This is a genomic window from Amycolatopsis sp. CB00013 (assembly GCF_001905755.1).
Lineage (GTDB): Bacteria > Actinomycetota > Actinomycetes > Mycobacteriales > Pseudonocardiaceae > Amycolatopsis > Amycolatopsis japonica.
Window position 1 is genome coordinate 261364 of record NZ_LIWC01000002.1, and the last position, 26228, is coordinate 287591.

General features: G+C 60.7%; 30 protein-coding genes. 9 read left to right on the forward strand and 21 right to left on the reverse strand.

Annotation, left to right across the window (positions count from 1 at the left end):
• Positions 1-5: 5 nt before the first annotated feature.
• Together AMK34_RS11170 and AMK34_RS42595 are read right to left on the reverse strand one after the other, a co-directional pair.
• Complete coding sequence (locus AMK34_RS11170) at positions 6-1691, reverse strand: alpha/beta hydrolase (protein WP_143202418.1); 1686 nt, start codon at positions 1689-1691, stop codon at positions 6-8.
• A 50-nt stretch (positions 1692-1741) separates the two neighbouring features.
• On the reverse strand, positions 1742-2059 hold the full coding sequence (locus tag AMK34_RS42595; RefSeq protein ID WP_073845029.1) for a hypothetical protein: 318 nt from the start codon (positions 2057-2059) through the stop codon (positions 1742-1744).
• 438 nt (positions 2060-2497) lie between these two features.
• Here AMK34_RS42595 and AMK34_RS42985 point away from each other — a divergent pair, with 438 nt between their 5' ends.
• On the forward strand, positions 2498-2665 hold the full coding sequence (locus AMK34_RS42985) for a hypothetical protein (protein WP_158073283.1): 168 nt from the start codon (positions 2498-2500) through the stop codon (positions 2663-2665).
• Positions 2666-2729: 64 nt separating this feature from the next.
• Here the strand turns inward: AMK34_RS42985 and AMK34_RS42600 are convergent, their stop codons facing one another.
• From AMK34_RS42600 to AMK34_RS42605, 3 genes are all read right to left on the reverse strand, one after another.
• The gene (locus AMK34_RS42600; protein WP_143202419.1) at positions 2730-3845 is read right to left on the reverse strand and encodes a hypothetical protein; all 1116 of its coding nucleotides are present in this window, start codon (positions 3843-3845) and stop codon (positions 2730-2732) included.
• A complete protein-coding gene (locus AMK34_RS11180) occupies positions 3842-4060 on the reverse strand; it encodes a hypothetical protein (RefSeq protein ID WP_073845031.1) in 219 nt (72 codons plus the stop codon). Before AMK34_RS11180 ends, AMK34_RS42600 begins: the two co-directional genes overlap by 4 nt.
• 254 nt (positions 4061-4314) lie before the next feature.
• A complete protein-coding gene (locus AMK34_RS42605) occupies positions 4315-4548 on the reverse strand; it encodes a hypothetical protein (protein ID WP_143202420.1) in 234 nt (77 codons plus the stop codon).
• Positions 4549-5209: 661 nt separating this feature from the next.
• Between AMK34_RS42605 and AMK34_RS11185 the strand changes: the two genes are divergently transcribed.
• Entirely contained in the window at positions 5210-5632 is a 423-nt protein-coding gene (locus AMK34_RS11185; protein ID WP_143202421.1) for a hypothetical protein, read from the forward strand.
• A gap of 248 nt (positions 5633-5880) precedes the next feature.
• On the opposite strand, the gene AMK34_RS11190 is transcribed toward AMK34_RS11185, so the two are convergent.
• The 5 genes from AMK34_RS11190 to AMK34_RS42610 form a co-directional block, all read right to left on the reverse strand.
• Complete coding sequence (locus AMK34_RS11190; RefSeq protein WP_073845034.1) at positions 5881-6333, reverse strand: NUDIX hydrolase; 453 nt, start codon at positions 6331-6333, stop codon at positions 5881-5883.
• A complete protein-coding gene (locus tag AMK34_RS11195) occupies positions 6330-7595 on the reverse strand; it encodes a DegT/DnrJ/EryC1/StrS family aminotransferase (protein ID WP_073845036.1) in 1266 nt (421 codons plus the stop codon). Before AMK34_RS11195 ends, AMK34_RS11190 begins: the two co-directional genes overlap by 4 nt.
• Positions 7592-8566, reverse strand: a complete 975-nt coding sequence (locus AMK34_RS11200; protein WP_241832753.1) for a Gfo/Idh/MocA family protein — start codon at positions 8564-8566, stop codon at positions 7592-7594. Before AMK34_RS11200 ends, AMK34_RS11195 begins: the two co-directional genes overlap by 4 nt.
• Before the next feature lie 135 nt (positions 8567-8701).
• Positions 8702-9019, reverse strand: a complete 318-nt coding sequence (locus AMK34_RS11205; RefSeq protein WP_073845038.1) for a hypothetical protein — start codon at positions 9017-9019, stop codon at positions 8702-8704.
• 48 nt (positions 9020-9067) lie between these two features.
• A complete protein-coding gene (locus AMK34_RS42610) occupies positions 9068-9313 on the reverse strand; it encodes a hypothetical protein (RefSeq protein ID WP_143202422.1) in 246 nt (81 codons plus the stop codon).
• A gap of 280 nt (positions 9314-9593) precedes the next feature.
• Between AMK34_RS42610 and AMK34_RS11210 the strand changes: the two genes are divergently transcribed.
• Together AMK34_RS11210 and AMK34_RS11215 are read left to right on the forward strand one after the other, a co-directional pair.
• Positions 9594-10721 (forward strand): helix-turn-helix domain-containing protein, encoded by a 1128-nt coding sequence (locus tag AMK34_RS11210; protein ID WP_073845040.1) that lies wholly within the window; start codon positions 9594-9596, stop codon positions 10719-10721.
• Positions 10722-10738: 17 nt separating this feature from the next.
• Positions 10739-11470 carry a 5-formyltetrahydrofolate cyclo-ligase gene (locus AMK34_RS11215; protein WP_073845042.1) on the forward strand — a complete coding sequence of 244 codons (732 nt, stop codon included), beginning with the start codon at positions 10739-10741 and terminating at the stop codon, positions 11468-11470.
• 119 nt (positions 11471-11589) lie between these two features.
• Here AMK34_RS11215 and AMK34_RS42615 read toward each other — a convergent pair whose 3' ends face one another.
• The 4 genes from AMK34_RS42615 to AMK34_RS11225 all read right to left on the reverse strand — a co-directional run bounded on the left by AMK34_RS42615 (position 11590) and on the right by AMK34_RS11225 (position 16348).
• Entirely contained in the window at positions 11590-12684 is a 1095-nt protein-coding gene (locus tag AMK34_RS42615) for a hypothetical protein (RefSeq protein WP_143202423.1), read from the reverse strand.
• 163 nt (positions 12685-12847) lie between these two features.
• Positions 12848-14011, reverse strand: coding sequence for a hypothetical protein (locus AMK34_RS42620; RefSeq protein ID WP_143202424.1), 1164 nt, complete (start codon positions 14009-14011; stop codon positions 12848-12850).
• Positions 14012-14183: 172 nt separating this feature from the next.
• On the reverse strand, positions 14184-15734 hold the full coding sequence (locus AMK34_RS11220; protein ID WP_158073284.1) for a B12-binding domain-containing radical SAM protein: 1551 nt from the start codon (positions 15732-15734) through the stop codon (positions 14184-14186).
• Positions 15735-16111: 377 nt separating this feature from the next.
• Positions 16112-16348, reverse strand: a complete 237-nt coding sequence (locus AMK34_RS11225) for a helix-turn-helix domain-containing protein (RefSeq protein ID WP_073845046.1) — start codon at positions 16346-16348, stop codon at positions 16112-16114.
• Positions 16349-16601: 253 nt separating this feature from the next.
• Here AMK34_RS11225 and AMK34_RS11230 point away from each other — a divergent pair, with 253 nt between their 5' ends.
• From AMK34_RS11230 to AMK34_RS42630, 3 genes are all read left to right on the forward strand, one after another.
• A complete protein-coding gene (locus tag AMK34_RS11230) occupies positions 16602-17738 on the forward strand; it encodes a hypothetical protein (RefSeq protein ID WP_073845047.1) in 1137 nt (378 codons plus the stop codon).
• Positions 17739-18117: 379 nt separating this feature from the next.
• The gene (locus tag AMK34_RS42625) at positions 18118-18504 is read left to right on the forward strand and encodes a hypothetical protein (RefSeq protein ID WP_143202425.1); all 387 of its coding nucleotides are present in this window, start codon (positions 18118-18120) and stop codon (positions 18502-18504) included.
• A 71-nt stretch (positions 18505-18575) separates the two neighbouring features.
• Positions 18576-19130 (forward strand): hypothetical protein, encoded by a 555-nt coding sequence (locus AMK34_RS42630; RefSeq protein WP_143202426.1) that lies wholly within the window; start codon positions 18576-18578, stop codon positions 19128-19130.
• A gap of 87 nt (positions 19131-19217) precedes the next feature.
• On the opposite strand, the gene AMK34_RS11235 is transcribed toward AMK34_RS42630, so the two are convergent.
• From AMK34_RS11235 to AMK34_RS11260, 6 genes are all read right to left on the reverse strand, one after another.
• Complete coding sequence (locus tag AMK34_RS11235; RefSeq protein WP_143202427.1) at positions 19218-19967, reverse strand: DUF6308 family protein; 750 nt, start codon at positions 19965-19967, stop codon at positions 19218-19220.
• Between the two features lie 5 nt (positions 19968-19972).
• Positions 19973-20254 carry a hypothetical protein gene (locus AMK34_RS11240; protein WP_073845050.1) on the reverse strand — a complete coding sequence of 94 codons (282 nt, stop codon included), beginning with the start codon at positions 20252-20254 and terminating at the stop codon, positions 19973-19975.
• Positions 20255-20369: 115 nt separating this feature from the next.
• Positions 20370-21098, reverse strand: a complete 729-nt coding sequence (locus AMK34_RS11245) for a hypothetical protein (protein ID WP_073845051.1) — start codon at positions 21096-21098, stop codon at positions 20370-20372.
• Positions 21099-21773: 675 nt separating this feature from the next.
• On the reverse strand, positions 21774-22235 hold the full coding sequence (locus AMK34_RS11250; protein ID WP_073845053.1) for a histone-like nucleoid-structuring protein Lsr2: 462 nt from the start codon (positions 22233-22235) through the stop codon (positions 21774-21776).
• A gap of 173 nt (positions 22236-22408) precedes the next feature.
• Complete coding sequence (locus AMK34_RS11255) at positions 22409-23467, reverse strand: hypothetical protein (protein WP_073846251.1); 1059 nt, start codon at positions 23465-23467, stop codon at positions 22409-22411.
• Positions 23468-23555: 88 nt separating this feature from the next.
• A complete protein-coding gene (locus AMK34_RS11260) occupies positions 23556-23993 on the reverse strand; it encodes a DUF6907 domain-containing protein (protein ID WP_143202428.1) in 438 nt (145 codons plus the stop codon).
• 377 nt (positions 23994-24370) lie between these two features.
• On the opposite strand from AMK34_RS11260, the gene AMK34_RS11265 reads away from it, so the two are divergent.
• Entirely contained in the window at positions 24371-25279 is a 909-nt protein-coding gene (locus AMK34_RS11265; RefSeq protein ID WP_143202429.1) for a hypothetical protein, read from the forward strand.
• Between the two features lie 63 nt (positions 25280-25342).
• Positions 25343-25762: a hypothetical protein gene (locus tag AMK34_RS11270; RefSeq protein WP_073845059.1), complete on the forward strand. Its 420-nt coding sequence runs from the start codon at positions 25343-25345 to the stop codon at positions 25760-25762.
• Between the two features lie 31 nt (positions 25763-25793).
• Here AMK34_RS11270 and AMK34_RS11275 read toward each other — a convergent pair whose 3' ends face one another.
• Positions 25794-26225: a hypothetical protein gene (locus AMK34_RS11275; RefSeq protein WP_073845061.1), complete on the reverse strand. Its 432-nt coding sequence runs from the start codon at positions 26223-26225 to the stop codon at positions 25794-25796.
• Positions 26226-26228: the final 3 nt, after the last annotated feature.

Genomic DNA, 26228 nt, shown 5'->3' on the forward strand with positions numbered 1-26228 from the left:
TGGGCTTACTTCGAGATGGTCAGATCGGGCAGGCCGGCAACGACCGCAGCCATGTTGTATTTACTGGTGCTGTCGGTGCCATCTGCCGTGGTTAGCGTGTACTCGCTATGGCCGGTCGACGCGGCGAGCGGGCGACCATCGAACTTCGACGTTGCCTCGTGGGTAGCGAGCTGCTTCATCCCCTCCATGCTGCCCGGGTCTTCGCCGAACCGCCCGTGCGTGAGGTTGCCGACGTCGGCCACCGGGTCTCCGTCCGCCTCGAGTGTGTAGGCGTGGCCCTCGGGGATGTGCAGCCGGTCGATCGAGCGGCCGCCGATGCCGTCTCCATAGGGCTGGTCGGAGATGCCGGGCGAGCCGAAGAACACGGCGTCGTCGACGCCGGTGTCACTTTGCAGGGCAATGCCGGTGGTGAGCGAGCCGTACGAGTGACCAAGCGCGGTGAGGTGCGGGTCGTCCGGCCGGGACATGTTGATCCCTTGGTCGAAGCGGGCAAGCTTTTCGGCCCCATCCTGCGCCGCGCCGCCGCCGATGACGTCGACGTAGTCGCCCGGCTTGTCGGTCGCGGGCGGCTCGTAGCCGAGCCAGGTAACTGTCGCGACCGATTGCCCGGTGGGGTCGTTGAGCATGCGGCTCGCGCTGTCGCGAACGGTCTGCATGTCATTGACGTAGCCGTCGAGGTTCTTCTCGGTTGCGGAGTTCATGCCCGGGGTGAAGACGGCGACGTGCTTGGCGTTGTCGACGTCGCCGTTGGCTACCGCGGCCTTCACCTTGTCGCCGGTCACGTCGAGGGACATGAGCTGCTTGTCGGCTTTGGGCTTGCCGTCCGGCCCGAGCATGATGCCTTCGACCTTGCCCAGTGCGGCCAGCCGTTCGTCGAGCTTAGCGAGCTGCTCCTGGTACTTGTGCACGCTCGGCACATCTCGGCTCAGATCCGCCGGGGCATGGCGCATCAGTTCGGTGCGCTCGTCGAGCAGCTTCTGCTTCTCGTCCGCCAGGAGCGCGATGTTCGCCTTACTCCGGGCCCATGCCGCCACACCGTCTCGGTTGCCGACCAACCCCGGGTGATCCTTGATCAGGCGCTCTTGCTGCTGTTTCGAAAGGGAGTCCCACCAGGCGGCGTTGGCCGCCGGGCCCGCGTCGACGGCAGGCGGAGCGGGGATCGACAAGGAGCCAAGCGCTTCGCCGGCGTTTCCGGCCGCAGCCAGGCTGGTGCCTTCGCCGCTGGCGTCGATCGTGTGGCCGTTGATCGCCGGGTCGAGCACGGCGCAGAAGTCGTTGTCGACGTCCTCGGCCGAGAGCAGTGTCTGCTTCACACGTTCGCCCAGCTCCGAGGCCACGACCTTGCGCTCGCGCTCGACGTCTTCGCGCTGCTCTTCCGGGATATCCGGCGGCAGGCCATGGTCGGTGATGGCGCCATCGTCCCCGATAGTGAAGTTATGCGCCTTGGCCAGGCCCTCGGCTTCCTTGAAGCCGGTCAGAACACCGGTGGCCGCGTCGGCAACATCACCACTGGCTCGGCGGATCGCCGCGATCTCGGCCGCCCACTCCTTGCCCTCTTCGATGAGGCGCTTCGATGCACCGGCTGCCGCGGTGGCCGCGGTACCTGACCAGCCGCTCGGCATCGCGGCGTCCTCGAAGTCTTCGGAGCAGGCCAGCAGCTGCAGGTACTTGCCGTTGAGTGCGGCCGACATGTCAGAAAGGACGCTCGGATTCCAGCGTCGAAGATCTCCCCAGGAAACCATCAGCTGGCCTTTGGCCCTCCGTGAGAGACCGTGACATGCAGGTCTCGCTGGGCGGCCGCTTCGTTGGCGCGGTAGTTCGCCGCGGCCTTGCCGAGGTCGCCGGAGTACGCCTCCCAGGCTCCGGCCCACCGCTGGCCCTTGCCCGACCAGGCAGACTTCAACGCGGCCAGCTTGCCTGCCGAACGAGTACCGGGAAGACCGGCATCACCCGCCGGAACCACGCCGGCGGTATCGAGCCCGCGGGCGTCATCGACCAATCGCCCGGCGGCCTTACTTGCTTCGTCGATCTCTACGAGTACAGCTTCATACCCAGCCATCTGCCACACCCTCCCAAGGTGACGCGTGTGCTGTCCCCGTGACCATACGACAACATTCGGTCACCTGTGAACCACATCGACCCAGGTCGGGGAGGGCTACTCAAGCTGGGGTGAGTGGGACTACTCAGTACTGCGGAGCGTTCGACACGCCTCCGGGCGCATGGACGGCGTTCACGACAGTGCTAACATCGCGGCGAAGGCGCACCCTCGGCAAACGCAGGCGTCTTCCCACAAAGTCTGCCGGGGCCATCGGGCCCGCAAGGCGCCTGATAGGGAGCTTGCTCCGGACGCCTTTGCCTGGCTACGAACTGAGCCATCCGGGGTCGAAGCGTCCACCGAGTGCCAGCAACGCTGTCGCCGAAGAAGTACTACCGCGCACGCAGCAGCCTAAGTCGGGCGGCTCGACACCCCGGACTCGCCGCCAGGAGTGGGACTGGTGTGGACGTGCTCATCGTGGGGATCATCTGCTTCACGTTCATCATGCTCGTTTGGCTCGCGTTCAAGTACGACCGGCCCATCTCCGTGAAGCTCTGGATCTTCACGCTCGTCTCACCCCGCCGGAACGACCGAACGCTGCACCCGCCGACTAGCGAGAAGAAGTCGTAGCCTTCCGATATTCCAGTCCTTGCGGCGCAGTGGCTTCATGACGGGATCCTGAAAGTAGGAAGCCTCACACCTCAGATGTCTCTGTCTCCAGGACAGCAACAGCCTCGTCGAGCAAGCGGTTTACCCAAGCGCGGGGTGGCAGGTCGTGGAAGTCAAGGATGTCTTCTCGCGGCCGTATCTGCCGATGCAGAGCATCGTCGGCTTGTGCTCGAAATTCTTCTAAGCGCTTCATGTATTTCTTGTCCGTCCTGCCCCACCCGTACTGATCGATAACCGAGCCGAAAGTCTTCTGACCAAATACCGGCGGCACGTGATCAAGGATTGCTCGAAGCAACGCATGGCAGGCGTAGACGTTTTCGCTTGCGTAGTTTTCATTCAGCTCAAGAAGGAGTTGCAGGAGCTTCTTTAGGTTCCACTTGGCGACAGCTTGAACCGCTTCCAACCTGCCGATCAGAGCCTTATTAATATAGTTCGACTGAGGCACGATCAGAGGAGCAAGGCGTGGCGCTGCGGCAGGAGCGGCGACGACTACGGCTCGCTCTAGGTGATCGGGGATGCGCTGCACCCAAGCGACGACAGTTTCCACATAGCCCCTGAGGTCCTTGACCTCTTGAACTCTTCGTAACCCTTCTCGGTTAAGCGTCAGCTGCCAATTACTCGCGCCAGGGGCACGCCCGGTACCGTTCGTGAAATTCATGGGCTCACCCCAGAGCAAGTCCGGCATCAGGCGATCAAGGACAGGGTTTATCGGGATTCGATGCTTCTCCCACAGCTCAACGTTCGTGATAACAAGTGGTTCCACCTTGAACGGATCACGCGGTGGGTACATCGACTGTTCGATAAGCACCTGGAGTATCCGTACGAAGTTTTTACCCACTTTGCGAAACTCAGGCAAGTGCAGAGCCGCCGCCACAGTCAAGCGCATCTCCGTGTCCTCGCGAGGATCTTGCTCGACATATTTTACGAGGCCGTACCGCTGAAATTGAGAGGAAACCGGCCACACGATAGGGAGCGACCGAAGGACATCTCGTGCATCCTTCCCAGTCTGGCCACTATACGACCCATCGACCCATCGCCAGTTCGGCCAGCAGCCTGCTTCCCGCGCCGGGCCATAGATGACCCGGAGCAGCTTCACCTGATCGGCGTTCAGTTCCGAGAAAATATCCGGAAGGGCAGTCATTTGGCGTCGCTCTCCACATCACTCGGCTGCGCATCAGTCGCCGAGAATTCATGCAGCCCACGGCGCACGGCAGACATCGGAGCTTCAGTGCTGGCTGACACCTCGCCCTGCTTCGCCATGTCGATGCGGTGAACCAAAGTGGTGGAGGCACTCACGCGGACGATGCTGCCTTCGTCCTTCATCGTCTGCTTGTGCCAGATGTCGAGCGCTACCACTGCTCACCCTCCTCGAAGGTCATCCCGTAGTCGCCAGGACGGTACACGGTGGCGAAGCAGCCCTGGGGAACAAACGGCGGTAGCGAGAGATGCGGCTCGAGAGGTAGGCGTACGGCCGCTGAGCGGTGCCAGCTCGGTGGTCCAGGGCCTATTTCCGCCTGTCTTGCGCCGGTGGGCATCAACACTCTTAAAGAGCCCGCATGCTATTGAGGGCAGAGAGGTCAGACACGCGTCTGGCTGGACCCCGGTAGCCCTCACGACTCAGCTTTGGGTTTCGAGTTTTGTTCGGTACCGGCTTGAACTCGCGCGAGCAACGCTTCAACCCCTTCGAGGATGACCATAGATGGCGTTCGAGGCACACGCCCTTCCGTGAGCGACTTTCGTAGCTCGAGCGCAAGGCGCTTGAGCTCTCCGGCGAACTCCTCCGAAGGCAGCGAAGTGCCGTGCTCGTGGGCAATGCGGCCGGATCGGTCGAGGTCTTCGGACATGACGAAGTTCTCCAAACATGACCAGGTTGCCAACTACGAATTCCGTGCTATACGGGCAGAATTCCGCCTGATCGATGACACTGATGCAGGCTCCGCCAATAGCGTGACGGCCCGACAGAATGATGTCTCAGATACATAGAGTGGCTACTTCTGCGGCGAGCGGTCGATCTTGTGCGCCAAGTAGCGCTGCACGTGCGGCTGCACGGCAAATTGCTTGCGCGCACGCCACTCGCATGCGTGCATGCACGCAACAATCACCCATTGGAGACCAAGCTGCTATGCGTTACTGCAAAGTAGTCTTTCGCTTGATCGCAGAGCTCACACGAGGCGGTGTGTCAATTCACCCGTTTGAGTGTAGAGTGGGGAATCATGCGGTCCGTATACGCATTTCGTATCGGGACGTGCGCGACCATGCGACCGTTTAACCTCGATTAGAGACCGGTCGGCGATTAATCATGTCTGGGACTCGCCCTCGGCCGTGATCTTCTGCAAGCTGGGCTCAAGCGGCGGCCGGGGAGGCGAGTCGTGCAGCCAGTGCGTGCATCGTGCTCCCCGCACTCTTCTCTCAGTTTAGGACGTGACCCCCTGCGCGAACAGGGGGCCACGTGAGTGTTCGTCGCGATACCAAACCCCCGGATAAGAGATAAGGAGACACGAGAACATGACGACCGTACCGGTTGCTACCGGCGAACCGCCAGAGAAACCATCGCCTGATCTGGTCACACCCTCACCCGAAAGTGGTGTCATTGTGCCAGTCGAGGTGCCGCAGTACGTCAGCCTCGACGAGCTGCTGGAGGCTACGGCCGAGCCATCGCACGAGGTCAGCGATGCAGCGATGGTGCTCCAGCCGCCTTGCCGCGCGCACTCCCTCAGCTGGTTGCGCATGGCAGACCGTGTTACTTCGGGCGAGTGGAAGCACACTTGGCAAGCCGTTGTGCTGCTTGTTGTGCTCGGCATCGTCGCCTCCGGCGTGCTGCTGGCTGGGTCGGTGCTGCTGCGAGCCGCGGCGCTCTCGGCGATGGCGCTCGGCGGGTTGCTCTGGTTGAGCAGGCGTAACGCGTCTCAGGCGCCGCAGCAGGCGTAGCTCGTCTCAGCTCAAACGATTGGAATATGCCGTGCCGCTGCTGATATCAGCGGCACGGCATACCCAGCTCAGGCGGCAAAACCGCCCTGCCGCCGTCGCCGCTTGTGGGACAGGTTCCACACGTCGCTCTTATGCGGCTGGTTCAAGATGGCGGCGCTTTCACTCGGTTGCCCCAAGGGTGATTGCAGGCTGTCGATCTACCGCGGCGCAGTGTGCACCGTCCGGAGGACGGGTGACGCACGGCCGCGCTACTCCCTTGAGCCAAGCTCGGTGTAGGACTTCAGCACCGTCTTCACCGCTTCGGTCACGGGCAACTCTCCGTCGAGCAGCGCCCACTGGTAGGTGTCGTGTTCCTCGAGCACGATCGGCTCGGTGGCCGCGACGTCGACGACGAAGTTGAACTGGCGACTGGCCTTGCCGCTGCCCGACGTGTAGTCGAACGTGCCGAGATGCTGGCGAATCACCGTGACCTCGAGACCGGTTTCTTCCTTCACCTCGCGCAGCAGCGCAGCGTCGAGCGACTCGCCCGCCTCCACCTTGCCGCTGGGCAGCTCGAAAATCCCGCCCATGAAGTCGTCGCTCGGCCGGCGCAGGAGCAGCACCGCATCGGCGGAGCAGATCACTGCGCCGACAACGAACTGTTGGATGCCTGCCGCTGTGGCCTCGGCGGCGAGTTCAGCGAACGTGGTCGAGTCAGTCATGCCTGTCCTTTGAGTTCGTGGTGGAAGCCGACCACCTTACGGAAGCCAGCCGCGTACTTCTGCGCCAGTGAAATGTCCCTTTCGCGGTGCCAGACCGGCAGCTTGAGGGTGTTGGCGTGCAGTCGTTCTGCCACCGGGAACTGCCCCGGCCGGTAACTGATCTGCCCCACGTACGGGTGGTGCGGGAACAGCGGCCGCGGATCCTGGAACAGCGGCAGCAGGTTGAGCGGGCACGTCGAACCTGGCCTGTCGACATCGAGGAGGCCTTCGGCTTGAAGAGCCTCGAAGAACTTCTCGATCGGGAGACCGCCAAGCTCATCGACGCTATAGATGATCGGGTAGCCGTACCAGGCGGCGAGCGTTTCCTCCGTGACGTGCGGTGTTCTGAGCCCCTCGACGTCTGCCAGCTCCTCGCCGAGGATGCCAGCGATCTCGGCGCGGCCGATGAGGTAACTGTCGAGCCGCTCCAGCTGGCCGAGCGAAATGACCGCGGCCAACGGGTGAATCCGAAACTTCAAGCCCATGCCGGTCACCGCGTAGCGGTGCAGCGGATGACTGGGCGGGATCTCGCTCTTGCAGCGCTTGTTGTAGTGGCCATGCATGAGGATCCGGTAGTAGACCTCGTCGCTGTTGGTCAGCACGAAGCCACCTTCACCGGCCGAGAGCGGCTTCGGGCCGTTCAAGGAGAAAGCCGCGATATCGCCGACGCTGCCGACTTTGCGGCCGGCCACCGCAGCGCCGTGCGCATGGGAGCCGTCCTCGAGCAGCAGTAGGTTGTGCTCGTCGGCCAGCGCCCTGAGCCCGGCGATGTCTGCCGGAATGCCCCACAGGTGCGTGGCCATAATGGCCACCGTTTTCGGCGTGATGCGGGCGGCGACATCGGCCACCGACAGATTGCCCGTGTCATCCGAGTCCGCCAGCACCGGAATGGCGCCGAGGTGAAGCAGCGGCGTCACCGTGGCGAGGAAGGTGTAGGCGGGCACGATGACTTCGTCGCCTGGCCCGACGCCGGCTGCCACGTACGCCGAGTGCAGCGCCGCCGTGCCGGAACTCGTGAGGACGGCGTGGCGAACGCCGAAGTAGTCCTCGAGTGCCGTTTCCAGCTCGGCGATCACGCCGGAACGGTTGTAGATCGAGATGCTTCGCTGCAGCTGAGCAAGGACTCGACGGTCGGTGCCATCGTCGAGCGGCGGCCAGCTGAAGTGCGGCCCCGGCTCCGAGATGACGGGCGTCCCGCCAAGGAGCGCCAGTTCGCCGGTCACATGAGCTCCTTCGGGTTCACGTGGTGCCCCGTTCGAGCCGACTCGTAGCAGGCAGCGATGAAGGCGAGATGCGCGACGTTGTCCTGCGGGCTGCTGAGGTTGGCGCGATCACCGCGAATCACCCGGCAGAAGTGGTTGATCTGCGAAGCTGCGGCCGAAGGCCACGCCTGCTCACGAACCAGCGACTCGACAATGTCACCGTCGTTGGTCATCCGCTGAATGCGGCCCCGCTCCAGCTGCACGATGCCGCGGCTGCCAACCAGCCTGATGGTTTCGTTCTTCGGCCCGATGAAGCGCGACAGCAGCAGCGAGCCGTACAGGCCGTGGTCGTAGGTGAAGTGAATGAGGGCGGTGTCTTCGGCGTCGTAGTGGCGATCGGGCCGCGCGCTCACCGAGCGATCGGCGGTGATGCGATCCGGCAGCCCGAAGTACCAGAGCAGCAGGTCAATGAGGTGGTAGCCCATGTCGATGACGCAGCCGCCGCCCGCAACCGCGTGCTGCCCGCGCCAGCCATCTGAGGGGTCATCGACGTGCAGCGTGTAGGCGGCGTCGATCACGAAGGGCGTGCCGATTTGGTCGGCCAACTGCGAGAAGCTGGTGTAAATGGGGTTGAAGCGACGCTGCAGGGTGACCATGAGCTCGATGTCGGATTGCTGGCAGAGCACAGCCAGCTCCTGGGCTTCGGGCAGCGATGTCGCGAACGGCTTCTCCTTCAGCACGTGGACGCCGCGCGCCGCGGCCGCCTCGATGACCTTCCGCCCAGCGCTATGTGGCACGCACACGATGACGAAGTCGAGCTGCTGTTCGGCCAGCATGACTTCGATGTCCCGGTAGCCGTTGACCTTGAGCGAATCTTCCTGGGCGTCGACCACGCCGGCGTTCTCATCGCAGATGGCGATGAGCTCCGCATCGTCGGCTGCCAGCAGGCCCGGCACGTGGTCCTCGAGCGCCTGCTTGCCGAGACCGACCACACCAGCACGGAGACGCGCCTCTGGGTTGTGGGGTAGTGGAACAGGGTCGGGATGCGTTCGTATTGCTGGTAAAACGCCCTGCATGGACTTCACCTTTCCTTACGTGGTGCGAATTTCTCGAAGTACGGCCAGCGCTTATTGCTCGCCGCTCGACGGGGAGACCTTGGAGTGGGTCGCGTACGGCCGTTTCCGCGACGACGCCACGCCCGCCTTCAGGCCTGGGTGCGTCGACGGAATCGTGAAACCGAGACTGCGCCGGTAGTGCAGGTCGCACGTCCAACACGTCGTCACCGACTGCTCGGCAGAAGTGGTGTACTCGACGATGTTGACCAGGCCGCAGAGCATGGTCACGGAATCGCCGGGGTTCGGCACCCGCGCTAGCCGGGCCCGGTGGCGCAGCCCGCTGACGACGAAGTGCAGCTTGTCGAGATCGAGGAAGATGCGGATCGTCATGACGACGACTCACGCGCGGTGTAGCCGGGAATACAGATGGCCACCATTTCAGAATCCTTCGCGCAGCCGATATGCCTGGCGAACCGTGGTGCACGGCCAGGCCGCCGCGCAGCAAACGCAATCGCCAGCCTCCGGATCGGGCTCATGCAGAACGAACGTGAGCGTGATCAAGCTGTAGAGCTGCGCGGGCTCGGGCAAGCGCTCAACGACGGTCGCCGACAACTGGTTTAGGCGTCGCTGCCACGCGCAAGAGACCTGAGTTCGGCGACGCAGATCGATCGTTCGTACGGTCATGGCGACCGCTCCATCCGTAGTCCGTTTCTTGGCGCGGCACCCAGCACCGAGGGACTCTTTGTCGCGGCCAACCGAGGGTTCATGCGGGGGCCAGCAGCGACGTTCCCGGAGAGGACGGGCGTCGACCTCGGCGCCGGGTGCCACGACTTGACCTTGGCCGGGTGCGGCGACCGGAACCAGAGAACCTATCCCGAGAATTACCCGAAAATAACCCGACTATGGGGGCCTGACCTGCGGTAATGTGGGCGCCTGCCACGGACGGTATCGACGAGGGGTACATATGGTTGCCAAGCGAGTTGCCTTGGCCCGAGCCCGCAAGGCGGCTGGCTTTACCCAGGAAAACCTAGCCGAGGCGATCCGCGTGGACGTCACGACAGTCGGCAACTGGGAGTCGGGCAAGAGCGAGCCGCAGCCGTACAAGCGCCCGAAGTTGGCCAAGTTGCTCGGCATCTCGCGTGGCGAACTCGAAGATCTTCTTGTCGGAACTTCGCTCATACCAGCGGGCCAAGCCAACGACCCCGCGCCCGCGGATCTCCGGCACCAACTCGAACAGATCGACATGCGGTACAGCGCCGAGCCGTCGACGAGCCTGCTGGCCTCCGCCTCTCAAACTCACGGGAACATCGCGTACCTGAGGAGGCAGGCAGCGTCAAAGCAGACCCGCCGTGAGTTGGTGGCGCTCGAGGCTGAGAGCGCCATCCTGTTGGGCCAACTTGTCTGGGACGCCTCGCAGCGGCGGGATCACCAGGCGCCGCGGAAGTACTTCGACCAGGCCATCGACGCCGCCCGGCTCAGCGGCGACACCGTCGTCGAGGCCTACGCGACGCTCCGCACCAGCTACCTATCGCTGTATGGCGACAAGGCTCCTGCCGCTGGCTTGGCATTAGCTCAGCGAGCTGCGGATACCGCCTTCGGCCCCAGCCCGGCGCTGGCCGGCCTCGCCCTTCTACACGTGGCCGAAGCTAACGCCATGCTCGGCCAGCGGCAGGACTGCGACCAGGCCCTCGATGCCGCGCGGCAGCAGCTCGACCGCGTGCATGACATCGACATGGCAGGCGAGTACCTGACCGCGGTGGAAATCGACCGTATGACGGGTTCCTGCTACCTCTTCTTGGGACTCCCGGAGCGAGCTGAAGCCACCCTCCGGCCACTCGCCCTCGCGCTTGATGACAAGAAGAAGTCGCAGTCGATCGTGCTCGGCAACCTCACCTTGGCGTACATCCAGCAAGAGGAGCTGCAAGCGGCCACGAGCAGCCTGCACCAGGCCATCGATGCGCTTGAGACCTCCCGCGGCGGCGGTGGCTTCACGCTCGCCTTCGAAGCTGGGCGGAAGCTGGCGCCGTGGCGCAACGAAGTGGCCGTCCAAGAGCTGCATGACCGGCTCTTCATGCTGATAGCCACGCCATGAACCGGTAGAACTAGGGCATGGACGTCGAGGCAGGTAAGCGAGCAGTACGCGAACGAGTGTGGGCCACTCTCGACCAGGCACACGCGGTCGAGCCGCCGGGCGCAGCTGGCCATATCCCGAGCTTCATCGGCGCCGAAGAAGCTGCTCGGCGGCTGGCCGAACTCGACGTGTGGCGGCAGGCCCGGGTCGTGAAGGCCAACCCCGATAAGGCCCAGCTTCCGGTGCGGGAGTCAGCGCTTCGCGAGCAGAAGCTGCTGTACATGGCGGTGCCGCGGATCGCCACCCCAAAGCCCTTCTACCTGCTCGACCCGGCTCAGGTCGGCGTCGACGCCGCCTCGAGCAGCCGCGCCGCCGAAGTCGCAGAGACGGTTGGGCCGGAGGAGATGCAGCCGGTCGACCTGGTGATGTGTGGCAGCGTGGCCGTCGACCACCGTGGCGTCCGAGTCGGCAAGGGCGCCGGCTTCTCCGACATCGAGATGGGGTTGCTTGCCGAGGTTGGCCTCCTCGGCCCGCACACGACGATCGTCACCACCGTGCACCAGCTGCAGGTCGTCGACGAGGAGTTGCCCGAGACAGAGCACGACTTTCGCGTCGATCTCATCGTGACGCCGGACGAAGTCCTTCGCTGCGCACCGGCGCCTCGGCCGAAGGGGATCGTTTGGGAACACCTCAGTGAGGAGAAGATCGCGGCGATTCCAGCGCTTGCTACACGAAAGCCGCGACTGCACAGAGTCGACCGTAGCACATAGTAACCGTAACCCTTAAAGCGCAGTCGAATTAAAGACCCCAAAAGCTTGCTTACATGAAGCCCCTTCCTTGCGCCTATTTGTAAGCTTCACGCCCTAGAAGCAAATGCCTACCGTTCACGTCAGGCTTGTCCGCCTTGCTCGGCAGGTAAAGCCGATGCGCCAGACAACTTACGCTTCCAAACCACAACAGTACCAGCCTTTGGTAGAATCCAGTCGTCGACCGTTATGCTTATAATTCTTGCGTTTTCGAGACTTGGCGAATATTCGATAGATGCCGGTCGAGTTAGGCCGAAGTAGTCGAATGCCCTAACTCGCTCGATATCATCGACGGAAATACTTATCGAGTAAGTTGCAGAGAAGGTAGGCTTCGGCACCTCAAAGCTCAGGAGGTTGCCATCGGCTACCACTTTCGCGTTAAACGAATATTGCACGAACACGTCGTCGCGATCAGAAAAATCTCCAACAGGCAAATATGTTACGTACTCTCGCTCGATATCACTCTTCTGGAACTTGAGCTGTCGTCCACCGTACGAAACGCTACTTAACGAGAAACCAGAATTCCAGTCATCGTCAAGCTCCCCCGTCGAAGGGAGCCTCCAAACTGCCCCCAATTCGTCTTCGCGCAAGAATTTGTCATACTCGTCCTGCCATCTAGCCACCTTTAGCGCAAAGCGGCTACGCAGAAGGTTGGTAGTATGATATCCGAACTGATAATAGACGTTGTAATAGTCATATTTTCGCCCGGTGTCGGCCGCTCGCTCTACATCAAAAATTTCGGCCCGAACCACTAAATTTCGCCAGGTCTCATTCGAATCAAAAACCCCAGTCTTAAGTTTTCGTCCTATGACAGATCCGAGCTCCGCGTTCCCAGTTCTAAGTCGTACCGCGTTCATGATAACCTGGTCAAGCTCCTGAGGTGCTAGCTTGAGTAATTCTAGGCTGCGGCCCGCAGAAAGAGACTTAGCCACTGCAAGTTCGAGAGATCTCTCGTGATCGACCAGGGAAAGGCTAACTCGCTCTGCAAAGCGATCTTCCGCCACGCGATTCAATAGAACTTGAAATAGCGCGATTGTCAGGCCTGCCTGAAATATCGCGACGCCTATATCATCAATGTGCAGATTCGTAAATACGTTCTCTGCAGCCTTCGCGATCGTTTTGCCAGTCGCGTCCTGAGTTATCACAGTAGAGGCAGGAGGCGTGATCAATATCAGCACGAGACCTATCGCTGTAGCCAATAGTCCTAGAAGCAGCCCTCGACTCTGGTATAAGTCTGTTAGTGTTGCCGTTAGAGTTCTTTTTGGCTTCCCCGTAGAGCGTTCAACTGAATCTTTGCTAGCCACTAACTATCCCTCCCTGCCATTGACAACATCCATAGTCCTACGATTTACCCGGAACGTATCTCAAAATACTGACACTCGCCTGATTTTCCGCAGAGAGCAAACGCTCGACGTTTGAATAGCCGACTTTGCTGCCATTCAATACGAACAGTGCGGACTCGCTGGCGATACTCGAGATTCGCTCTTTAGCGATGCTCGGGTCAATAGAGGCTGCATGAGAGACTTCAGTCACGGTCATGCCGCTGCGAACATGAAGTGCCAACAGGCAGTCGATGGGTGAATAGGCATAGGATGGAATAAAGCCAAGGCAGGCGAATTCCAGAATTGATAAGGTATCGCTGTCAAACTTTCCGCGCGGGAGGTCTAATTTCTTGTAGCTTCCATCAAGCACAGTCGCTGCAGCTGCATGAATCGCCTCTCGCCCCCGTGTCACGAGCGTGGACAGGCCCGTTAAGCCAAACTCGCAATACAGAAGCATGGCTTGCCTCGTGTGATCTCGGTAGAGCGACCAAATTTTTGGTCGCTCTACTCCATGGCGACCATAAACAAGCATATTCTTTAGCACTTTCGGAGGCATCATGGCGAGCCCCCCGTAGCATGTTCCAATAACCTCAGCAATACCCTCTTCAAGACCACCCACATAGACGTGAGGATCAACCTGGCCAGTTATCGTATGAATAACCTCGTGCGCGTACAGTGCCTGGGAATATAGAGGACGAAGTCGTGAGCGTTTGAAGTAAATTCCTTGCGGAATGCCAAATTCCTGTTCATCCTCGCGGTCGGGTGCGAACGCCGCCCAGTCAAACTTATCAAACGGCTCTGGAAACCTTTCAACAATGTTGAGTTTTGACGCCACAGGATGTAGACCGAGCTGCTCAAAGCGATCGCGAACTGTCTTCTCGCTACTTGTAAGGCCGTGTTCGACCGATTCTGGAAGGTTGCGCTCGGAAAAACCTTCGCTCGCGAGAAGGCGCAAATCTGTGGCTATTAGTCGCCTCTGGGCATCAGTATCCGTAGCGATCAATTTGTCGACGTCAACAATAGATGCGAGGCGTTGTGCAAATTCCTCGAACTCGCGAGGTAAGACAGTCTCGTCGAGGTCTTGATACTCCGTAAGATGATCGATAAACCGTTCAATATTTGCTGTACGACAACTGTTCATGTACAAAGCACCGTATATAAGCTCTCTACCTGTATAACTCATATAATCCCTCCTCCTTATTCGAAAAGATATCTTGGTTAGTCAACGCCGGAGCGGATGACAATAGAGACAGCTGCGCTCGCCTCTAGTAGTCATCCGCTCCTCTTACGCAAGTGGCAGGCTAGTCGTTAGCCTCCGCCGCCGTTGCCATTCACCCAACCGTCTACGCACGCAATCATCGCTCCACCTCCTTTCTGTTTAGATCAGCTTCGCCGGCCTCGCGTGACTTCACATTTGCGACTCGTGCAGATAGCCCTCGTACGGTATCGATAATAAGTGGCGATAGGCGTTCTAACTCGGCATCAGCGTTGCCACCCATGATATGAGCTAAACATTTATCGGCGGCATCGACAAGTGCGCCTGAAATTTCCATGGTCAATAGGTAGATCTCACGCCGAGAGGTGGATGTACTTGCATTATCGGCCGCAAAACGTGCCGTTTCCGCAGCGCTTTCAAGCTCTATAAAGGGGTGCAAGATTGTGCGCGCTACGCTATAGTAGCGAGCCACGACAGGATCGACAAAGTCATAGTAGAGGCGGTAGGAATCTTCGCGGAAATCTACGCCGCGTCTCCGAAAGTACGACAACAGAGGTGCGCCAGGGTAGAGCTCGAGGCGATTGGTCACCCGACGGTAGGTGCCTATCTTGTGCTTCGCCATGAACGATAGGTTTTCCTGCAACCTATCTACCGTGGAGAGTGGGTGGAACATGATAAATCCTGCCGAGAAGTCTATATCCAGTCGTCGCAGGAGTGTAATGGCAGTCTCGATCTCTTCAGTGCTAACTTTCTTTGCGAAGAGATTGTCGTCGAACTGGTTGGCTGACTCGATTCCAATAAGAACATGCCGAAGACCTGCTCGTCGTAGCGTCGACAGTATGCTTTGATCGATTTCATCCACTCGACACTCGATAGAAAATGTGATGCATATACCTCGATCATCGATTAACTGCGCGAACTCTTCAGCTCTGGCTCGCCCTCTTCCATCGCCGCCCAAGAAATCGTCGTCCACGATACTTATCGCGGTTATACCAAGCGTCAGGAGAAACTCGATCTCTGTAACTATATGAGAAGCGGATCTATGTCTCCATTTGGTGAGTTTGTGATACCTGTTACCATAGTTTCCAGACTGGCAGAACGAGCAGTGTGCCGCACAACCTCGACTGGTGTACATCGTCGCGTGACCGTCACGGTAGTTCTCGACCCTTGTTCCGCGGTACACAAATGGGAGGCTGTCAAGATCTTCAACTGGGTTTCGTGCTCGCGGGGGAGCTTCTACTTGGCCTCCGACCTGTCGGACATATAGGCCAGAAATCCCAATTAATGGCAGTTTTTGAAGCATTCTATCCCAGATTTCACATACGATGTCGTCGCCTTCATACATACAGCACGAATCAAGGTCAGGGCAATCGTTGAGCACTTGCTCCCACAGGAATGCCACACCTTGGCCCCCCATTGTAATGTGCGCATTTGGTGCAATAGCCCTCGCTTGCTTAACCAGCAGTAATGCAGCAGGGATCTGTCTGGTAAACAGAGTTCCGATACCGATCAAGCTTGCCGACTGAAGGGCACTTATCAAAGCCGAGTCAATCTCTGCAACTTCATCGAATACTTCGACCTCGACTCCGCGGTTATAGAGTGCCGCTGCAATGGCGCGGATGCCGAGGCTTTCGGCGCCTAGATACTCACTCCGGTCGTACGCCGGAGAAAGGAACACTGCTCCCGACATGTTGCCTGCTCTCTCATGCGTCGCGAACCTATCGAGCCCACGGCCGTGGGAGCTGGGTAGCTGCCACGGTCTCATAGTGGCCTACCAGCTGTCTTTACGGTAGGCAGTCACGTCGAAAGGGTCGCGCCAGAGTCGCCATCGTTACGGTTTCACCTGATCGTCGGATACAGAATGCTCTGTTGCCACCCAAGTGGGGGAACGTTAGTGCTGGTGCTCCAGCAGACCGTTCAATCTGGTTAGTTATTTTGGTTCTACGCTGGGGTGGCACGGTACCGGCGGCTGCGGAGGAGATGCGCGAGCATCTGCACAACCGCGCATTACGGTCGGCCCACCGCAGCGCGGAACACTAGTGCCGCTGGCGGCTTTAGCTCATATGATCACTTGAAATCAAGTCGATTGAGTAATAGCCGCAGGTCTGCATCCAACGCGTTCGTCACGTGCATCAACTCGATCAAGTCGAGTCGTCGCTCCCCGGCCTCGTACTTGCTCACGAACGACTGCGGCACTTGGAGCCTCTCGGCCACCTGCACCTGCGTCAGCCCAGCCTCGAGGCGCAACTCGCGGAGGAGCGTGCAGAGTAGCTGGTACTCGGCGGAGTAGATCGACTTTTCCACAGGGCAAGACGACCGCGACACTTGTCAATATCCCAAAATAGGATATTGTCTCGCCTGGCCGAGAAAGCGGCCCGTGACCTGCGGTTTTAGAAGGAGGTGTCGACATGAGTGTTGCCCGAAGCGGCGGTGGCGGTGGCACCGGCGGCTGATCTGCTCCCGTGTACCGAAGTGGCGAGAGTCCTGGGTCGTTGCCGCTCAGGGCTCTCGTTTCACTATTCAACTATGAGACAAACATTGCTACAATGGGTGGTGAATGAACCACCTTCTCGACCAGCTCTACAAGACCAAGCTTCGCCTCGCGGGGCTTGTAGTCGCCGTGGCTGGCACCGGGCTTCTCTTTCTCTCACACGCCGTGGCCACGACGCCAACGTTGAGCTGGCTCATCGGGTGGCCCACCAGCGAACTCGGCACCACGCTGCTCAGCGCCGGGCTGATTGCCGTCATCTTCGAGTACTACGCCCGAAGGGAAGCGGACGAAAGAGCCACCGAGCACTTCCGCAGCGCCATCCGGCAGGAGGCGCCGGCTATCCGCGACGCTGTCCTCGACGGCTTCGCCTTCAGGCCCGAGGGACTGAAGGGCATCGCCTCAGACGACACGCTCGACCGCATCGCCACCAACGCCATCGGGTTACGCGTGCGTGACTCCGAACTGGCACGCGATGCCTACGCTGACCTGCGCGAACAAGTCATTCGCTCTCCCGAGCGGTGGCGCGATGTCGACGTTTCAGTGTCGCTACATCCGTGGGCGGCAGGGCCTGTCAGAGGTCATGGCTCCATGTTCGTTGCCACGATTCGCTGGGAGTACCGCGTCAGACCGGCGAGCTCGACAATGCGCTTTGCCTGCGTCGCCGACCTGGCGGAATACCGCGAGCTCCTGCGCGACCCAGCGACCACATCAGCCTGGTACTTCGAGCCGCATGGCTCCGTGAAAGCAGAGAGCAACGATGCCTTCGAACTCGAACAGCTATCAGTCAACGGCAAGGAGCAAAAGATCCGGCGCACCGAGCGCCGCGGGGCACAGCTCTACAGCGTGGGCCTCGGCAAGGCTGCTGCAACCGGAGAAGAGATCACGCTCTCCTACACCTGCCGAGTACTCGTGCAACGCCACGGGCACCTCTTGTACCTCGATCTTCCCCGCCCAACAAAGGGCTTCCACGTGCAGCTCAACTACAGCCAAGCAGACATCCGCTATGTGAACGTGCTGGACTACTTCGCCAGCCCGGACTCGTCCCGGGTCGAGAGATCTACGGATTCCGCTGCGGCGAAGACGATCGACGTCGGCTTCGATGGCCAGATCTTCCCGCGAGCGGGCGTGGCTTTCGTGTGGGTTCTCGGGGACGAACTAGCGAAAGATACAAGGGCAGGGGTTCATGTGCCCTCAAAACGCTGACTGGTCTCGCCAAGAGGGCCAGATTGGGGGTTCACGGCTGCACGGGGTCTCGGCGGGCCTGTTTGTCGGCGGTTCCCCAACGATGACCCAGCATGTTCCCGGCACCCTCATGCGCTCGTTCGGCGCGCCATCGCGGGGCGGGCTGCACTGCGTCTGCTCGCTTCGTGAGCGGAAATCGGCACCAGGCGCAGGCAACTGAGAAGATCAACTAGGCGCTGCGATTATGCGGAATCCGCAAGAAATATACGAAGTAAGGCCGGTTTCCGGTGAGTCCTTTTTGTTCACTCGACTGGCCTATAGTCAACATTATTCGGACTCCGCTTAGCTGCGAGTTGCAGCCAACTTGTCTGTCGGGGGATAATTGAGGGGGAGTAACGCGATGAAGTTTGCTCGTTCGTGCGCGGCACTGCTTTTTGCTTTCGCGCTGACACTGACAACAAGTTCCACAGCCTTGGCTCTAGACCCGCCGAAGCGTCCAAACTGCGGCGACACGGTCTACTTGGTCGATATGAATTCAGGACTGAACACTGCCAAGTTTCGCATTGTTGGTGTCGGCCTCTCTAAATGGCTCGGTTCTGGGGGCGGGACTCTCCACTTCTCCGCGACAGCAGGTGGAAAGTCGACGTTTTTTCGCACCGGAGCATCGGGATTTGACGGGGCCCGGTCGGGTTTGATCGTGATCAACGGTGCCAGCCACGTAGCGGTTCATGCTTGGCTCGACAACCTTTCGGGCACTACCAAGTGCGAGAAATACATGTCGTTCTGACCTGTCAGGTCAGTGCCCTGAGGCGGCTTGTCCCACCTTGCGGCGCAGGAAGCCGACGTTACACTGAAGCGGTGAGCATGTCGTCGATCGTCAATACGGTGCAGGTAGTCAGCGCGTTGAGCGCTCCAATCACCGTCAGGCTCAGTCACTGTCCCATGGCGTTCGACCTGAAGCCCGGAGAGCTGTTCGATGTTACAGAAAGAACTCCACCGGGTGGATATGTCGAGATAGTCTTCGACTCCTATGAAGGACGCCCGATACTGTGGGTGCACGGCTGGGAGTTCGGCGACACGGAAATCTCGGTAAACGGCGTCTCGCAAGATGTTCCGCCGTGCACGCGAAACAACAAGCCGGATTTTCGTTTGAAGGGCTGGCCAGCTGGTCGACCTGAAGCCGCTCCTGCGGCCGGTGTCTACGTCTGTGACGAACGTACCGAAGGTGACAACCGGATCGACATCGAAGACTCCGGGGTCGTGACCTCGTATGTGAATCCGCCCAAGCAGCCGATGTGGTACTCGGGCGCGGGCATCGACGGTGCGCCGCCCAAGCTGGTGTTGCACGACGATGGGGTTCGCATCATCGGAGCGCACGGCCATGTAGTCACTGAAGATGGCCAAGCTCAATAGCGAGACGCCGCATCTAAGACAGAGAGCCCCTCGGCCAAATGACCGAGGGGCCCTCTGCTCGAGCACTCAAGCCTTATCGCCGAACGGTCACCACCGCTTCTTGCGGGGGTTTCGCCACGCCCTCGCACTGGTGCGTTGCGCCGATCCAGGCTCGTCGGTGCCGATGCGAGAGCCTGCTGCACGCATCCACAGCACGACATCTAGGCAGCGCAGCAAGCTGATGTCCTCGATTCCGCCGGCTTCGTCTCGGAGGCCCCGCAGCCCGACGACCCGCCGCGGATCGCCAGTGAACCACGTCCACAGGCATTCCCAGAAGCTGCTCGGCGCCCCGAGCAACGCCTTCACCTTGCTGTCATAGACCGGCAGGAGCCGCGGTCGCTTACGAGCCAGCAACTTGTTCGCTGTCACCCAGCGGTCCGTTCCGCCACACCGTCGCAGGAGCTCATGCAGTTCCGAAGCCGGCGAACCGGGTGCGTACACCGGCCACCCAACTTCGTGCATGTCGACGTCGACCGGCAGCTGCGCGAGCAGCCTGGTGATCTCGTCGGCATGGGTGACCATCGTGGAGGAGGCGACGTCGGGCAGCCGATCCGTGACGCTCAAGAAGGTGAGCGATAGGACATCGGCGCTGGTGATGCGGTCGCGAACCTGCGGCAGATCGCCCCCGCCGTCCAAACGCTCGAACCCGCGACCGGTATAGAGCAGCCCCGTAGCGGGGGCCTCGTTGAAGTACAGACAGAGCTCGCGAAGAGAGCTGTCCCTGCCGCCTCCCAACACAAGAAAGTCAAGCAACTCATGTTGGCCGCGGTAGGAGGTCGGATCCGGCACCTGTTGCACGGTGGTCACAGTGTCCGATCACTAGCCCTGCGGGCTGCCCACTGCACCAACTCCTCTTCCGTCGAACTCAGGCAGCCCCGGGCAGATTCGTCGGAGGCAACGTCATCGTCATGGGCGTGGTGGCCTTGCCAACGAGCGGCCGCACCACTTCCGAGCGCCGCAAGCAGCCACACCGCCGCCAGGACTCCCGCCCACGTCGCTCCGGTCGATACCCCGAGGTAGAGCTGGATGATCGCCACGACGGCATAGGTGACGGCCAGGCCGCGCCACATGTGCTGGTCATGCATCCGAACTCACCTCCGGCCACCAGACTTCGGTAGTAAGAAGTCGGCGTCGCGGCAAGGCACGTTACGTCGGGAACTGGCGGCAGAGATGCCTCCTAGGCGCCACGAAGAGTCATGGCTAAGCCAACCCAGCGTTGGCGGTCTCGTCCGGCGGTTCCTCGGGCCACGCCTGCGGAGCCGGGCCGAACGCACGCCGAGAAGCCCGGACAGCCAAGGCTGCCATGGTGGCATTGGCTCCGCCGCCAATCGCCGCACCGATGCCGAACGGGACCACTCGGCCGAGCACGATGATTCCTTGCTTTGTGCCGTACTTGGTAACGAAGTTTCTGCCCAAGACCTTGTTGATCTTGATCAGGGTCGCCGCGGGCACCTTGCCGACGACCTGACGGGCCCAGTGCTGGCCGGTGCGCTCGGCGACCTTGCCGATGATGGCCTCGGAGCCGGACTGACCGAGCAGGATGCCCATGACGAGCGTGCGGCGGCGTTCGATCTCGTCCAGCTGGACCCCGTGGACCTCGGCGAGCGAGAGCACGAACAGGGTGCTCAACTCGAGCGAGGAGACAAACTCCCCCGCCGACAACGCCAGCGCGATACCAGTACCGACCGCGGGCGCCGCCGCTGTGGCCCCGACCGCGGCCCCTGTGCTTGCCAAGGCACCGACATACATCCGCTCCAAGGTGCGGACCACCTCCGCCGGTGTCGCCTCCGGGTTGCGCTGTCGCGCCCGGGCGATGTTCTTACGGACCAGCGGTGCCTGCGCGCCGATGACCTTGTCCAGCAGATCGAAAACTGCCTGGCCCCGTCCGCTCAACGCCGGGACTGGTCCTTCGAGGGCGTCAGAGACCACGCCGAACTCCTTGGGTTGTCACGTTGCCCTCAGTTTCGCACTCGTGCGTCCACGGCCGTTCGCAGACGTGTCCCAGGCGGCGCCGGTCGAACAAGTAGCTTCCACTCGAAGGCGAGCAGGAGAACGCCTCTGCCTCTGCCTTGAAGCAACAGTCTGACTCAGCTAGCGCAGCCTAGGCGCTTGACTCAATCGTTACATATCACGTTTTTCCAGGTGGGAATTTCAGCAAAAGCATTCATTTACACTCAGAAAATTCGCGCCTTACAAACGGCGATTCCAAAGCATTGACTCTATCCAAGAACTCGATACGGTTCTCTCATCCGACGAACCCGAAGGAGAAGCCATCGAGTCGTAGGAATCAACCCGAAAGGAAAATTAATGACTATTAACAAAATCGAATCTCTCGACCCAGGCGACGCATCACAGAGAGGCGAAGCAAGGCTATGGGCCAAGAAGTTGCTGCAGGCCATGAAGGTTGCGCTCTGCGTTGGCAAGCTTACTCAGCTCATCGAGTGGCTTGCAGAGAACCTACCATAACAGAAGATGTGCAGGGCCCACCTGGCGGGCCCTGCATCAATCTTCATCAATCTTCTCTATTTTAGGAGACCTCGAGAAGCAGCTACCTAGCGGAGCACCACGGCGCTTACGAACGACAGGTAGCTATTTTCTCAAGGTTTAGCCGTTGTCCGTCTTCTTCTTCCGCGGGGCCCGCTTGCGCGCCGGCTTCGCGGGAGCTTCTTCCACCGACTCCAGTTCGACGTCGTCGACCTGCGCGTCACCAGAGTCGGCGTTGTCGAACGCTTCATAGATCTCGTTCGGGATGCGTCCACGTTCAGCGACCTGGTACCCGTTCTCCGACGCCCAAGCGCGCACCTGCTGGTTGCGCTCACGATCGGAAGCCGTCGTGGTGCGACCGCTTCCCGCCGCGGTCGACTGGCCAGCCGCGACCCGGAGCTTGCGCCCACCAGTGCGCGTACCCGCTGCGACGTAGCGGTCGAGCACCTCGCGCAGTGCCTCGGCGTTCTCATCCGACAGGTCGATCTCGTACTGCACACCGTCAAGCCCGAAGGGCACCGTCTGCGTCGCTTCGCCGCCGTCGAGATCGTCGATAATCTCGACACTAACCTTCTGAGCCATCCGCACAGCCTTTCACCAAATAGAGCAGCGCCCCTACGCGCCAACGGACTTTCCCGGAGCCTAGTCGCCGTTCACCGAGTTGGCGGTATGACACCCAACGATGTGACGGACCGCAAAGGTTCGCGGCAAGAAGGGCTCACTTAGCGCAGCACACCAACGAGCTCAACACAGAATCACGCCTGCGGCTTGGCCTCATACCCGAACGGCTGCCCCTCCGGCGCAAGCTCGAGCAGCTTGCTCAAGATAGTTTCGGTCGTCCGGCCCCACATCTTGCTCAGGATCCAGGTGCGATCCGCCTCACGCAGCGGTGCGTCGACGAACCAGCGCCCCAGGTGATCCTTCGTCTTGGGGTGCGCCGCGATGAACTCGCTTACGACTTCCTCGTCCGACGGTGTTCCCTCAAGGTTGAGGAACCGCGAGTTTGGCAGCACCGCGGCGATCCTCGCGGCCGGCACCCCCGCCGCGTGCAGCCCTTGCACCAGCGCGAGGACCGCCTGCCGTTTCCGGAGTGGCTCAGTCGTGCCCGCAGGCGTCGTAATTGCGTACGGCGTCCAGTCGCGGCCGTCGCTCACCCGCGCAGCGCGTGCCTGTGACTCCCGCCGCCGCAGCTGGACAGTGAGATCGGCCGCCTCAGGTAGCGGAATGACCTGCTGGACATCCAGTAGCAGCCGCTCCCCCACCTTGTAGGGAGTGAGCCGGACGCACTGGATGTCCAGCCCATACACCTCGTTCAGCCAAAGGACTGTCGTGGTGATCTCACGGTCAAAGCCAGCGGATACCAGCACCACCCGCACGTCCCGAGTGAGGACGGCGTCCTCCCCACCGACGTCTTCCAGCCACTCCGACAGCCGCGTACGGGCAGTACCTGCGGCGTCCGGCTCCGCTTGGAGCAGGTAGCGCTCGTATGCCTCAGCAACGTCGTCGAAGGTAAGCGTTGAGACCATCGCGGCGTAGCGCAGCGCTTGGAGCTCGAGGTGCCCGCCGTCAGTCGTGCGCTTGAGCTCGATGACGACGGGCTTGCCCTCACGGTCGACGCCGAGCAGGTCGATCCGTCGCCGTGCGCCAGCGAACTCGGCGAACTCTTCACTCACGATGAGGACGTCCTCGATCACGGCGTCGATCTGCGCCCGCAGTAGCCGCTGCAGGTCGGCCCGCTCGAGTACCTGCTCCTCGGCGAACGTCGACGACGGAACGGCCTCGAGGGCATCGGCAGTGAGTTCGAAGAGCGGCATGCCCGCCAGCTTCGTTGTCGACTCCACGAGAAGGAAGCACCGCGACGTCACGACTGCGTCAGCACTGCCTCCGCAGCCCGCCCTCGGATCACGACGCTTGTGGGACCACTTCAAGCTGCGGTCGCCGCTCGGCCTTGGTCTTCGACGAGGCGAGGTTGAGCGCCCTACTCAGAGCGCGTCGAAGCTTCCTCGCCTCGTCAACGGTCAGCCGTAGCCCTTCTCCAACTGGACCTTGCATCATGTCGGGCTCAATCACAATGGTTGCCTCACGATCGCGCCACTTCTGCTCCGTGAACACGGACAGACTCCACTCGCCGTGATCGTAAAGGCCAGAACCATCCTTACGCTGGTGATAGAAGTACGGATCGAGCAAGGTAGGGCGGAATTCCAACAGCCGAGGCGAGTAGTGCATCCGATCTTCCGGGTGGTCGTTTTCTTTATGACCTCCGTCGCACCATGCCGGACACGGCGCGGCGGAGGTATCATTCAGCCAGCTTGCAGGTGTGACGGTCTTACATGCAGCCATTTCAGAATCCTTGTCAGCGAGAGGGGACCATAACGATATTGCGCCGAACACATTCGCGACTATTCGACAACACCACCATCGCCGAGTTTCAAGATCGACTCAATGGGTAGCAAGTCAGTTCACCCAACGCAGTGAAACTACTCAGCACCCGCAAGGAGCGCATGTCCAACTTCTTTCCGAAGATAGATCTTGTTTGCGAAAGTTGACGAGCACTATCGCTCAACAGAAGCAACAAACTCAGAACCCAGCTGGCATGAAGCGTCCAAGAATGAAGACACTGACCATGAACTCAGCTGGATCATTCGTAGTCTTGGACGCAACACTTCGCGCCACGCGGCCAAACAAGATTGATCTTGACTGTTCAGTAGCATTACCCGATGCGACGAGACACGCGCCAGGACTACACTGCCGACGAGCATCGCAAATGGGTCAATGACATCCGCCGAATGACGCTACTCGACAAGATCTTCCGCAGGTTAACCCGGGTGATGGTGACCGCGAACAGAGCCCTGCTACGTAGACGATATATCTATAGTGATGTTGCGACACTTATCGAATATGGGTACACCGACGAGGAGGTTGAGCGAATGCATGATCAGCTCGTGTCCCGTTTTGCACTCCCGGTGACGCTGCTGCTCTGCTCGACGTTGGTTGTACCAGTGGCGCTGGCACCCATGCTGAACTTGGCAGATATCTGGTTTGAAGTCGAACGGGGCGTGGTCAATTTTTTCTTCTTCGCCCCGGTCGCATTGGTTCTTCTCATGAAGATGCTATCCGCGGAGAGCCGAATACTGATGGATGTACGAGTGATACTAGGCGCTCTCTCTACTATGCGGCGTTGCCACATGGTGGAGAGCTGTTTCGCGCCCAGCGGGGTCATCGTCATCGAAGCTGCACGGGCGAGCACGAAACAAACGTTGCGGCTTCGGGCTCGAAGCTTGCGAAAGAACGTAGCGAAGTCAGCAGGGCGTGAGCCGGGTGAACCTGGTTTCGAGCGGTGCGAGTACCTCGCGGTGTGGCTTTACTGGGCGTCTGACGATCTGGACGACGAGACGCGGGTACACCGCGCCATCCGCGCGTGCGGACAGATGCTGCAGCACTACACGGGCCCAACAGCGTGGCTTATCCCCGAGATCGCTAAGCCGCCTGCGGGAGCATCAGTGGTGCCCCCGACGCCGTTCCAGAGAGTTCGGTCGACCGCGGCGCGAGCGATTCAGGCAGGGCCGCTCACCGCCATGCTCGGGTTGCTGGCAGCAGTAGTAGCTTTCGCGGCAAAGATCCTCTAGCAAGACCACTACGGCTATCTTGACCTGGCCCAATAGACTTACAGGCGATAAGGAAAGCGCAGCGTGACATCTTCGCACTTCACCAGCGAGCAGGTCGACGATGCCATCGAGCATGTCATCTTCAACGGCGCTCACAACAACGGCTCGACTATCCACTACAGCCTGGTCTTCGCTGCCGCGGGTTTAGCCGCACCTCAGGAGCTACACCAAGGCGGCGACTCGCATCTGGTGTCGAGCTTCATGGAAGCCTTCCACTGGCGGTGCGAAGCACGTGGCCTTCCACCTCTCGACTCGCTCGTGGTGCACGTCGCAGGCACACGAAGGGGCCAGCCGGGAGCTGGCTACTTTCGGGTCAACAAGCTGCCCGACCCCTTCAGCGACCGCACCCCTCCCGAACAGGGTGTACCCGCCCTGCAGTTCTGGCAGAGGCAGCAGCGCGACTGTGCTAGCTGGGGCACGCGCCATCGCCGCGGGCAGGCTTGAAGCCCCCCACATCGGTCCCCTGAAGCGGCGACTACGGGATCTTCTCCGGCCCAACTCGCCGGAACGCTCGGTACAGCGCCCGCACTCGCTTCAAGATCATGGAGATCGTCAACAGCATCTGCACTGCGACGAAGACGATCACTGCGCTCACCGGTACCGGTAGCGGCTGCCCAGTGTCGGTGAAGAGCGCGAGCCCGCCGAACAGCCCCGTGAGCAGCAAGCCAAGGAGGACCGCATACGAGATGTTGGCTCGCAGCTCGTCGGCCAGCTTGTTGATAGTTGCTTGGTGTGCTGGATCCGTCTTGTCGGTGGCGCGCATCGTGAGGTCGAACAGCAACACGAACACGTTGAAGATCAGCCCGGTGAGGATGGCAACCGCGGCGAGCACCTCGGGGACGTGGCCAGCCTTAGCGCCCCGAAGCCAGGAGATGGCTGCCAGACCCAGCGGGAGTCCCACGAACATGCC